Here is an 11,636-nt window from a genome sequence, read left to right as displayed (position 1 = left end):
GTATTCTATGAACAATCTTGTTAAAATTGCATAAAAAAAGCCATTGCAAAATACAATGACTTTTATATAAATTAGCTAATTACAACTAAAGTTTTTTATTTAAAACAATTATAACCTTCCTTTAAGTGAGCTAAAAACCCATGCGTTAGCCAAAAAACCAACACCTACAGCTCCAAACCCCCAGCCCGCTACATCATCATATCTAAAAGCGCCTAATGCAATAAGCAATAACCCCATTACAATCATTATCAAGGTAGCCCAACCTAAAATAGTATTTTTATTCATTCCCATAATTGTGGTATTTAATTTTAATATCCCGATTCCGAAGCCTCGGAATGGAAGTACAAATATCGGAATTTTTGTCCTTTAATTAAATATTTTATAAAGCATTTCTCGTAACAAATCGGATTGTGACATCGCATTAGCTCCAACACCCTTGCTCTTTACATCAATATCTCTTAAAGCACCAACAATTTGACTCACTTTTTTCATGGGATAATTTTTCAAAGCCACATCATATTCTTTCAAAAAGAATGGGTTTACGCCTAATATTGCCGACACATTTTTTGGATTTCGGTCTTTTAAACCGTGGTATTTCAGCAATTGAATAAAAAATCCAAAAACCAAACTTGTAGTTACCACCATTGGATTGTCTTTTGGATTTTGGGCAAAGTTTTCAGCAATTGTGTAAGCCTTTAACTGGTTGCGTTCGCCAAGTGCTTTTCGTAATTCAAACACATTAAAATCTTTGCTGAAACCTATATTTTCCTCAATATGCTTAGGAGTTATAGTGCTTCCAACAGGAAGAATAATTTGCAGTTTTTCCAGTTCATTGTTTATTTTACTCAAATCTGTCCCAAGAAATTCTACCAACATGGCATTTGCTTTAGGCTCAATCGAATATTTTTTACCTGACAAAACACGTTTAATCCACTCTCCTACCTGGTTTTCATATAGTTTTTTACTTTCGTAAACGATACCGTTTTTCGCTAATAACTTAGTTACTTTTTTACGTTTATCCAACGTTTTGTATTTATAACAAAAAACCAAAACCGTTGTTGCCATTGGATTTTCAGCATAACTTTCCAGTTTATCTATAGTTCTGATTAAATCTTGGGCTTCTTTTACGATAACCACTTGACGCTCTGCCATCATTGGATAGCGTTTTGCAGTCGAAATAATGTCTTCTATAGAAACATCTCTTCCATATAAAACGGTTTGATTGAATCCTTTTTCCTCTTCGGATAAGACTTTTTCCTCAATATAATCCGATAGTTTGTCAATATAATACGGTTCTTCACCCATCAAAAAATAGATGGGTTTGATGTTGCCGCTTTTTATATCATTTACAATTTTTATAACCTCGTCCATTTTTCTAGTGTTCAGTGTTCAGTTCCAATGTTCAGTCTCGATGTTCTAAATAACTCGAAATTTTAAACCTCAAACTTTAAACTTATTTTATATTTTTGCTTTATGCAAAAGCTCAATTTTCAACTTTATAATTTTCGTTTCAAAAATAGCGAAAATAAAGTCTCCATTTTTGATGAAATTAGGAAAAAATTTATCATTCTCACTCCCGAAGAATGGGTTCGTCAGCATGTAGTCCAGTTTTTATTGGAAGAAAAAAAATACCCGAAATCGTTGATAAATGTAGAGAAAGTTTTAAAAGTCAATGGCTTGCGAAAAAGATACGATGTTGTGGTTTTCAATTCTGATGGTTCCATTTTCATTTTAATCGAATGCAAAGCGCCTGAAGTAAAAATTGCACAAGCGACTTTTGACCAAATTGCAAGATACAATATGACAATGAAGTCCGAGTTTTTGATGGTAACCAATGGATTGAATCATTACTTTTGCCAAATGGATTTTGAAAATGAAAAATATGTTTTTCTAGAGAATCTGCCAAATTATAATAGTTAGATTATTAGACTTCTTAGATTGTTAGAATCTAAAATGTCGAAAAATCTAAAAACCTAAAAATCTAAATGAAAATAGCTGTTGTCATCCTGAATTGGAATGGAATTTTATTGTTAGAAAAATTTTTGCCTTCGGTGCTGAAATGTTCTCCGGAAGCCACAGTGTATGTTGCTGATAATGCTTCTACAGATGATTCCATTTCCTACGTGAAATCTTTTTTTCCTTCGGTTAAGATTGTAAAAAACGACACAAATTTAGGATTTGCAGATGGATATAATGAAGCTTTGAAGCATATTGACGCAGAACTGTATGCCTTAATCAACTCCGATATTGAAGTGACAGAAAATTGGTTGCAACCCATTCTTAAAACTTTCGAAAATGAACCAAGTACTGCCATAATTCAGCCTAAAATACTCGACTTTAAAAACAAAGAATACTTTGAATATGCTGGTGCCGCCGGTGGTTTTATAGATCAATATGGATATCCGTATTGTCGCGGTCGTATTTTTGATACTTTAGAAAAAGACAACGGACAGTACGATGATAACTGCGAAATATTCTGGGCAACCGGAGCTTGTTTTTTTATTAGAAGTGCCGTTTATAGAGAATTAAATGGTTTTGATGATGTTTTTTTTGCGCATCAAGAAGAAATTGATTTATGCTGGCGTGCCTTTAATAAAGGATATAAAATAAAATACATTTCAGAATCAGTTGTGTATCACGTTGGTGGAGCAACTTTACAACAAGGAAACCCGAAGAAAACATTTTTGAATTTCAGAAATTCATTATTGATGCTCACTAAAAACCTTCCTAAAGATAAGCTGTATAAAATTCTTTTAGGAAGAATGGTTTTGGATGGAATCGCTGGAATACAATTTCTTATGAAAGGAAAATTCAATCATTTTGTAGCAATATTGAAAGCACATTTTTCTTTTTACAGACTTTTTATAGATCATTATAAAAAAAGGACTAAATTTCAAGAACAAAAATACTACAATACAAAAAGTATCGTTTACATCTATTTTATTAAGAAAATCGTTGTTTTTAACGATTTATTTAGAACAAAACAAATATAAAAAAGTAAATTTGCCTTTAACATTTAATTAAATTAATACCATTTATGAAAAAAATAGTTATTGCCTTATCTGTATTAGCACTATTGACTTCATGTGTTTCAAAAAAGAAATACACTGATTTAGAAGCTAGAAATAAAGAAACTCAAGACTTATTAAATACTGCAACAGTAAAATTAAATTCTTGTTTAGAAGAAAAAGCAGCACTTTCTGCTACTGCGTCTCTATTAAAAGAGCAAAATCAAGGATTAATAAGTACTTCTAAAGACATGACTATCTTGTCTACAAAAGGAGCTGAGAATATTGAAAAAGCTTTAGAATCTATCAAAGAAAAAGATTTAAAAATCAGCAGAATGCAAGATGCTTTAACTAAGAAAGACAGTGTAACACTTGCTGTAGTTACTAGTTTGAAAAGCGCTGTAGGAATCTCTGATCCAGATATCGAAATAAATGTTGAAAAAGGAGTTGTATTTATATCTATTGCTGACAAATTATTGTTTAAAACAGGAAGTTACGATGTAACTGATAAAGCAAAAGGTGTTTTAGCTAAAGTGGCTAAAGTAGTAAATGACAAACCGGATTTTGAATGTATGGTTGAAGGTCATACTGATAATGTTCCTTATAACGGTTCAGGTATTTTATTGGACAACTGGGATTTAAGTGTAAAACGTTCTACTTCTATCATTCGTGTCTTAACAACTCAATTAGGTGTTAAACCAGAACAATTGATTGCAGCAGGAAGAAGTTCATATATTCCTTTAGTAGGAAATGATTCTGCTGAAAACAGAGCACGTAACAGAAGAACACGTATTGTTGTTTTACCTAAAATCGATCAGTTTTACGACATGATTGAAAAAGAGATGAAAAAACAAAGACCATAATTCAAATATAATTTGAACTAAAAAACGTCTTGAGAAATCAAGACGTTTTTTTTATGGTTTTTACTGAACACTAATCCCGAATCGTTGGTACTGAACATTGAATACTAATTAAAGAATATCCAAACTTCCCTTCCCTTCCCTAACAACTATTGGCTCGTCGCCGGATAAATCAATAATTGTTGATCCAATATTATCACCATAACCGCCATCAATAACCATATCGACAAGGTTTTGCCATTTCTCAAAAATGAGTTCCGGATCAGTCGTATATTCAATCACATCATCATCATCGTGAATGGAAGTAGAAACAATTGGATTCCCTAGCAACTTTACAATTTCTAATGCTATCGAATTATCAGGAACCCTGATTCCGACAGTAGTTTTCTTTTTGAATTCCTTAGGTAAATTATTATTTCCGGGTAAAATAAAAGTATAAGGTCCAGGCAAAGCTCTTTTTAATAGCTTAAAAGTCGCCGTATCAATTTGCCTCACATAATCGGATAAATTACTCAAATCGTGACAAATAAAAGAAAAATTAGCTTTTTCCAGCTTTATCCCTTTAATCTTCGCAATACGTTCCAAAGCTTTGGTATTGGTAATATCACAACCCAAACCATAAACGGTATCTGTCGGATAAATAACCAACCCGCCGTCTTTTAAAACCTTAACAACTTTAGCAATTGCCGCTTCATTAGGTTTGTCTTCGTATATTTTTATAAATTGAGCCATCGGATTTAAGATTTTTGATTAACGATTTTTGATTTCCTGATTTAAAACTTCAGTCATCTGATTGTAGATTTACTCAAACTGTCACTGAACACTGAAAAACTGACCACTTAGGTACTATCCAATAATATCCAGTTTCGCAAAGCGCAACAATAATTTCTTTATTCCACCAACCTCAAATTTTATTTCGGCTTTTTTATCAGCGCCAACACCTTCAAGGTTTAATACTTCGCCTTTACCAAAACGTTCGTGCATTACAATATTTCCGGCAACTAATTTATTATCAAACAAATTCGCACTACCGCTTGTAGCAGCATTACTGCTAACAGGCTTCAATTTACGAATATTTATATCCGATTTGGGTTCATTATCATTATTATATTTGGTCGGTGGAGTTCCGTTGGCTGGTTTTGCCAAACGCAATTTGGATTTATCCACATCTCCAAAAATATCACTATCAATCATTGGTTTATACCTATAATTTGATTCAGCCGGAGTTAGATATTCTAAATACTGTGCGTCAATTTCCTCAATAAATCGAGAAGGTTCGCTATCAGTCAATTTTCCCCAACGATAACGAGATTGTGCATACGTCAAATATGCTTGATGCTCCGCACGAGTCAAGGCCACATAGAACAAACGGCGCTCTTCTTCGAGCTCACTTCTCGTACTCATACTCATTGCACTCGGAAACAAATCTTCTTCCATTCCTACTACGAAAACATGAGGGAATTCCAATCCTTTTGCCAAGTGAATCGTCATCAATGCCACACGATCTTCATCGCTGGTATCTTTGTCTAAATCTGTTGCCAAAGCCACATCTTCCATAAACTCAGATAAGGCGCCACGAGCCCCATCAATTTCTTTTTGTCCTTCGGTAAAATCCTTGATACCGTTTAATAATTCCTCAATATTTTGGATTTTAGCCATTCCTTCCGGAGTAGCATCTTTCTTTAATTCTTGTACTAATCCTGTTTTTTTAGCAACGTGATCGGTGATGTAAAATGCATCTTGGTTTTGATCAATAACTTGAAAACTCTGAATCATCGTTACAAAATCTTGTAATTTTTGTTTGGTTCCCGAATTCAATTTCAAGTCAATTTTATCAATATTCTGCATCACTTCCCAGATGGAACGTTTGTAGTGATTGGCGGCAATCGTAAGTTTTTCGACTGTTGTATCTCCAATTCCTCGAGCCGGATAATTGATTACACGAACCAAAGCTTCTTCATCTTTTGGATTGATAACCAATCGCAAGTAACACAATACATCCTTGATTTCTTTCCTTTGATAAAAAGATAAACCACCATAAATTCGATACGGAATATCTCTTTTTCTAAGCGCATCTTCCATCGCACGGGATTGCGCATTGGTGCGGTACAAAATTGCAAAAGAGCCGTTGCTAAGCTGGTTTTGCATTTTTTGTTCGAAAATAGTACTGGCCACAAACCGCCCTTCTTCAGCATCAGTCATGCTGCGGTGCACTTTTATTTTTGGACCAAAATCATTGGCAGTCCAAACTATTTTATCCAGCTTTACTTTATTCTTATCGATAATAGTATTTGCGGCTTCCACTATATTTTTTGTCGAACGGTAATTTTGTTCCAGTCTAAAGGTTTTCACTCCTTCATAATCTTTCTGGAAATTCAAAATGTTATTAATATTCGCACCACGAAATGCGTAGATACTTTGCGCATCATCTCCCACCACACAGATATTCTGGAATTTATCCGATAATGCACGAACAATCAAATATTGTGAATGGTTTGTATCTTGGTACTCATCTACCAATATATAACGAAAACGATTTTGATATTTGGCTAAAACTTCCGGAAAACGAGTCAATAATTCATTGGTTTTCAATAATAAATCATCAAAATCCATTGCTCCAGATTTGAAACATTTATCAACATAATTTTGATAAATTTCTCCTAATCTTGGCTTTTTAGCCATTGCATCTGCTTCTTGCAATTCAGGATTGTTGAAATAGGCTTTTACCGTAATCAAGCTATTTTTATAACTGGAAATTCTGCTTAAAACCTGTTTTGGTTTATACACATCTCTGTCCAATTGCATTTCTTTGATAATCCCGGAAATACAACGCAATGAATCTTGGGAATCATAAATCGTAAAATTCGAAGGATAACCCAAATGATCCGCTTCGGAACGTAAAATTCTGGCAAAAACCGAGTGAAATGTTCCCATCCAAAGATTTTTGGCCTCACTTGCACCTACAATTTGAGAGATTCGGGTTTTCATTTCCCGTGCCGCTTTATTGGTAAACGTAAGCGATAAAATATTGAAAGCATCAACACCCTGATTCATCAAATAAGCAATTCTAATAGTCAACACACGTGTTTTCCCTGAGCCCGCACCAGCAATGATTATCATTGGCCCGTCTTTTTGAAGAACAGGTTCACGTTGGGCTTCGTTGAGTTGATCGATATATTTATGCATGGAGATTTTTCTGTTTATGCAAAAATAAGAATTTCTTAGTAGTATTCAGTGGTCAGTGATCAGTATTCAGTATTAAGATTCCAGAAAAATTTGAAAATACAATTAATATTCTCCAAAAGGTTTAAATCTCAACATTAAACTTTAAACCTGAAACTTTAAACTTTTTTATTTAAAAAAGACATCGTACGCAAAACGGATTAAAGTACCGACAACCACAACCAAAAAGAAAATCCGAATAAAACTGTTTCCTTTATTGATGGCTAATTTAGCACCAATCCAACCCCCAAGCGCATTACTGGCAGCCATAGGCAATGCAACTGCCCAAATTATTTTACCTTTTAAAATAAAAAGACAAATAGAACCAAAATTAGTCGCCAGATTCACCATTTTGGCATTTGCGGAAGCATGCAAAAAATCGAATCCCATAATGGCAATAAAAGCGACTACCAAAAAACTTCCGGTTCCCGGGCCAATAAATCCATCGTACAACCCAACGACAAAACTGATTCCAATCGCATTCCAAATTTGGGTTCTCGAAGAATGATTTTTCTCGATATGTTGCCCAAAATTTTTCTTGGCATACGTGTAAATCACTAAAAAAGAAAGAACAACCAGCAATAACGGTTTCATGAAATCATTGCTCACATACGTCAACAAAGTAGAACCTAAAAATGCCGAAGGAAATGCCAAAAGCATCATAATAGCCAGCAATTTCCAGTTCATATCCACTTTTTTAAGATACTGATAGGCCGCAAAGGATGTCCCACTGAAAGCAGGAACTTTTAAGGTACCAATTACGGTTGAAACAGGAAGATTAGGCAATAAAATTAACCCCATGGGAGTTTGTATCAGTCCTCCACCGCCAACAATAGCGTCTATAAATCCTGCGGCAAAAGCAGCCAAACAAAGTAAAACTAATATATAGGTTTCCATTTAAACTCTTATTTTTAATATTCCCGTAGTGATTGGCAAAAATACTATTCATATTGATGTATTGCTATTAAAATGGAATTGATTTATAGTCAAAAAAGTATATTTTTGCTTTTATAAATTTTATCAAAGCATGGATACTACAAAAATTATAGAATTACTAAGTTATACGTTACCGGCAATTGTCACGGGTCTTGTTGCCTATTATTTTTTTGATTTACATACCAAAAACGAAGAAGGAAGACGTCGCTATTTGCTAAACAAAGAAGCACAAAAAAATGCTTTGCCTTTGCGTTTACAAGCGTATGAGCGTATGTCATTGTACATGGAACGCATCAATCCAACTAAATTATTAATTCGGATTGCTCCAATTTCTAATGATAAAAACGATTACGAGAATCTGATAATTACACAAATCGAACAAGAATTTGAACACAATTTAACCCAGCAAATCTATATGTCAGACGAATGTTGGACGATTATTGTCACCGCAAAAAATGCTACAATCCAAATGATTCGAAAAGCGAATATGAGTGATCGTGTGGACAATGCCGATAAATTACGTGAAGTAGTTTTAAGTGATTTGATGGAAAAGCAATCCCCTAGCAATGCTGCTTTGGCTTATATCAAAAACGAAGTGGGGCAATTGTGGTAGATAATTAATTCTAAATTACGAATTACGAAATGCTTCGTCAGTTGCTTTGCTCGGATCAAAATCGTAATTCAGAATTCGTAATTAAATTTATTCTTTCAACAATCGATTCAATTGAAACTGTTCGGCTTCATTTAAATCAAGCAAAATCCTTCCGAAAGAAACTCTCATTTCTGGATTTTTTAATAATTTTCGAATGTTATCTCTACCAAATTTCGAGAACTGCCACATGTGATGGGTAGTTGCATTTACCAAGTTCCCCAAAACATCATCATTTATTATTTTGAAAGCAAGCAATTTCTCCAAAGCATTTTGTCTTGTATTCGCTTCGTAATTAATCGATGAATACTGTATTAATTCGTTTGCCAATACTACTTTATCTACCGTATAATTGGGCGTCGATAAGGCGAGTGTCAACCACAATGTCCTCAAATTATAATCATTGAAACCCATCCAAGTTTTTGATTTATCTAAATATTGAATGCGTTGCTCCGGAAAATTATTCCATAAATTATACAACGTAATTTCTTGTGTTTGATACGATTTATCTCCCAATAAAGTTTCATATTGTATTCTGAAACTTTCTAAAATTTCATTTAATGCAGCCGCAACTGTTTGACGTAATTGTATATTTTTAGTTTCTAAAGCTAAAATATAAAGGCTCGCTACATCTTCCAATTTTTCATTTTTAAATTGATTTACTATTGCTTCTTTTACCGTAAAATGCACCTCAGAGTGCAGTGTTTTTTCAAAAAAATCTTTTTTCTCTGATAACGGCTTACTCTTTAATTTATCGACTTCAAACAAAACCTGAATTGATTTATTTTTAAGTAATAAACTATTGGCTTGTTGCGTATTAAAATCAGTTTTTTCAAGCCATACTTTACTAAAATTACTTAAATCATAGTCCGAAAATTTTCTGATTTCAGCAAAGAAATCTTGTGTATTCACACTCTGAAACGCATGTTTTTTCAAATAGTTTTTTACCGCTTTTTTAAACGCTTTATCACCTATTTCTTCGTGTAAAACAAAAAGTGCCCAAGCGCCTTTTTGATAGAAAGTTAACGAACTGGCTTTGGTATTCAAAACGGGAATGGTATCCGTTCGGGAAGCAAATTTCAGTTGTTGCGCCGATTCATATAATTTCGAATAAAAATAATCTTCTCCAAAGATTTCTTTTTCAGCTAACAACGCATAATAAGTCGCAAAACCTTCCTGCAACCAATGGTGTTTTCCGCTTTCGGCAGTGACTAAATTTCCAAACCACTGATGGGCTAATTCATGGGCATTGACATTTGTGTAACTCCTGTCCTCAAAACCTGTAGAATCGACCACAAAACGCGTATTGAAAAGCGTTGCCGATGTATTCTCCATTCCGGCATAAAAGAAATCCCGAACAGGAACTTGTTTGTAAATCCCCCAAGGAAACTTCACTCCTATTTCCTTTTCTAAAAAATCAAACATTCTTTTTGAATTGCGATACGTTGGTTCAAATTTGGAAACTTCTTTTGGTTCCAAATACATTTCTAAAGGAATTCCGGACTTTGATTTTTGGATGTTTTTTTCAAATTTACCGATGGCAAGCATCAATAAATATGAACTCATCGGTTTTTGCATTTGGTATTGCCAAACCGAAAGTCCATCAAGCCCTGACTTAAATTTCAATGCTCCATTTGAAATTACCTGATAGTCTTTATTACATACAATATTCAAACTGAAAATCACCTTTTCATTCACATCATCAAAACTCGGAAACCAATGACTGGTATACTTTCCTTGTCCCTGCGTCCAAATTTGTATATTATTATTTGCTTCTGAGCCAATGAAATACATAGTTTGCTTTGGCTTAGCCGAATACTGAAAAGTCAGGTTATTTTTCCCTTTTTTAAACGGAAAAATGATTTGCAATTGTTTCTGTGTATTGTGAAATTTAATGGATTTTCCGTTGAGTTTTAAATCCGAAAATTCCATATTTTGAGCATCAATTTTAATGGTATCAATGGATTTCAATACGTCAAAATCATAATCGACATCTCCAGAAACTGTTTTTTCAATTGAATTCACGGCAATTTTTCCCTGAACCGATTTAAAATCAATAAATTGGGTTTGTTGGGCAAATGTGAACGTGGAAACAAAAAAGAATAGGTATTTCATTATTTGGGTATTTAATGCTGCGATTTCCAAAGTTACAAAGGTTTCACAAACTAATCCGACTAATTTTGTAAGTTTACCTCCAGAAAATCACAAGAAAATTACATTGAAAAAGAAAGCCTTATTTAATTGGAGCAGTGGAAAAGATTCTGCGCTGGCCTTATATAAAACCCTACAAAATCCAGAAATTGAAATTGCCTGTTTACTCACCAGTATAAACCAACAGTATCAACGTGTCTCGATGCATGGTATACGAGTGGAATTATTGGAACAACAAGCCGAAAGTATTGGACTACCGCTTGAAATTATGCAAATTCCTGAAATGCCCACCATGGAAGTCTACGAAAATGTGATGCGTGAAACATTGGCTAAACTAAAAAACCAAGGCGTAACCCATTCTATTTTTGGCGATATCTTTCTGGAAGATTTGCGTAAATACCGTGAAGATAAATTAGCCGAAATAGATTTCGAAGGCGTTTTCCCACTTTGGAAAATCCCAACTCAAGACTTGATTCAAGAATTTATGGATTTAGGCTTTAAAACGATTGTTGTTTGTGTAAACGAACGATTCTTGGATAAAAGCTTTGTTGGTCGCGTTATCGACCAAGATTTCATCAATGATTTACCTGAAAATGTAGACGTTTGTGGCGAAAACGGTGAATTCCACACCTTCACATTTGACGGTCCAATTTTTTCTAAACCCATAGATTTTAAAATTGGAGAAATCGTGTACCGAAAATACGAAAAACCAGAAAAAGAAGATTCCTCAGATACCGCTTGCGATACGAGTGCTCCTGATGCATTTGATTTTGGATTTTGGTATTGTGATCTGGTTCAAAAATAATTTAA

The 11,636-nt window shown here is 33.9% G+C and carries 11 protein-coding genes; 5 read left to right on the top strand and 6 right to left on the bottom strand.

What is annotated here, in order from left to right; genetic code table 11:
• Nucleotides 1-108: 108 nt before the first annotated feature.
• Together E0I61_RS14990 and holA are read right to left on the bottom strand one after the other, a co-directional pair.
• Nucleotides 109-291: a CAL67264 family membrane protein gene (locus E0I61_RS14990; RefSeq protein ID WP_131917268.1), complete on the bottom strand. Its 183-nt coding sequence runs from the start codon at nucleotides 289-291 to the stop codon at nucleotides 109-111.
• Between the two features lie 75 nt (nucleotides 292-366).
• On the bottom strand, nucleotides 367-1,371 hold the full coding sequence (gene holA, locus E0I61_RS14985; RefSeq protein WP_131997405.1) for a DNA polymerase III subunit delta: 1,005 nt from the start codon (nucleotides 1,369-1,371) through the stop codon (nucleotides 367-369).
• Between the two features lie 102 nt (nucleotides 1,372-1,473).
• Between holA and E0I61_RS14980 the strand changes: the two genes are divergently transcribed.
• From E0I61_RS14980 to E0I61_RS14970, 3 genes are all read left to right on the top strand, one after another.
• The gene (locus E0I61_RS14980; RefSeq protein ID WP_132072428.1) at nucleotides 1,474-1,920 is read left to right on the top strand and encodes a type I restriction enzyme HsdR N-terminal domain-containing protein; all 447 of its coding nucleotides are present in this window, start codon (nucleotides 1,474-1,476) and stop codon (nucleotides 1,918-1,920) included.
• A 65-nt stretch (nucleotides 1,921-1,985) separates the two neighbouring features.
• The gene (locus E0I61_RS14975) at nucleotides 1,986-2,993 is read left to right on the top strand and encodes a glycosyltransferase family 2 protein (protein WP_132072426.1); all 1,008 of its coding nucleotides are present in this window, start codon (nucleotides 1,986-1,988) and stop codon (nucleotides 2,991-2,993) included.
• A 44-nt stretch (nucleotides 2,994-3,037) separates the two neighbouring features.
• Nucleotides 3,038-3,871 (top strand): OmpA/MotB family protein, encoded by an 834-nt coding sequence (locus E0I61_RS14970; protein ID WP_131997411.1) that lies wholly within the window; start codon nucleotides 3,038-3,040, stop codon nucleotides 3,869-3,871.
• A 108-nt stretch (nucleotides 3,872-3,979) separates the two neighbouring features.
• On the opposite strand, the gene E0I61_RS14965 is transcribed toward E0I61_RS14970, so the two are convergent.
• The 3 genes from E0I61_RS14965 to E0I61_RS14955 all read right to left on the bottom strand — a co-directional run bounded on the left by E0I61_RS14965 (nucleotide 3,980) and on the right by E0I61_RS14955 (nucleotide 7,987).
• Entirely contained in the window at nucleotides 3,980-4,600 is a 621-nt protein-coding gene (locus tag E0I61_RS14965) for an L-threonylcarbamoyladenylate synthase (RefSeq protein ID WP_131997414.1), read from the bottom strand.
• A 114-nt stretch (nucleotides 4,601-4,714) separates the two neighbouring features.
• Nucleotides 4,715-7,054 carry an ATP-dependent helicase gene (locus tag E0I61_RS14960; RefSeq protein ID WP_132072424.1) on the bottom strand — a complete coding sequence of 780 codons (2,340 nt, stop codon included), beginning with the start codon at nucleotides 7,052-7,054 and terminating at the stop codon, nucleotides 4,715-4,717.
• Nucleotides 7,055-7,219: 165 nt separating this feature from the next.
• A complete protein-coding gene (locus tag E0I61_RS14955; protein WP_132072422.1) occupies nucleotides 7,220-7,987 on the bottom strand; it encodes a sulfite exporter TauE/SafE family protein in 768 nt (255 codons plus the stop codon).
• Nucleotides 7,988-8,117: 130 nt separating this feature from the next.
• On the opposite strand from E0I61_RS14955, the gene E0I61_RS14950 reads away from it, so the two are divergent.
• Nucleotides 8,118-8,639 carry a DUF7935 family protein gene (locus E0I61_RS14950; protein ID WP_132072420.1) on the top strand — a complete coding sequence of 174 codons (522 nt, stop codon included), beginning with the start codon at nucleotides 8,118-8,120 and terminating at the stop codon, nucleotides 8,637-8,639.
• 87 nt (nucleotides 8,640-8,726) lie between these two features.
• Here E0I61_RS14950 and E0I61_RS14945 read toward each other — a convergent pair whose 3' ends face one another.
• Entirely contained in the window at nucleotides 8,727-10,790 is a 2,064-nt protein-coding gene (locus E0I61_RS14945; protein WP_132072418.1) for a M1 family metallopeptidase, read from the bottom strand.
• A gap of 103 nt (nucleotides 10,791-10,893) precedes the next feature.
• On the opposite strand from E0I61_RS14945, the gene E0I61_RS14940 reads away from it, so the two are divergent.
• Nucleotides 10,894-11,631, top strand: coding sequence for a Dph6-related ATP pyrophosphatase (locus E0I61_RS14940; RefSeq protein WP_132072416.1), 738 nt, complete (start codon nucleotides 10,894-10,896; stop codon nucleotides 11,629-11,631).
• Nucleotides 11,632-11,636 lie beyond the last annotated feature (5 nt).

The organism is Flavobacterium ranwuense (assembly GCF_004349315.1).
Classification (GTDB): Bacteria; Bacteroidota; Bacteroidia; order Flavobacteriales; family Flavobacteriaceae; genus Flavobacterium; species Flavobacterium ranwuense.
Note: the sequence above shows the minus strand (reverse complement) of the source record. Positions and strands in the feature narration are given on the sequence as shown.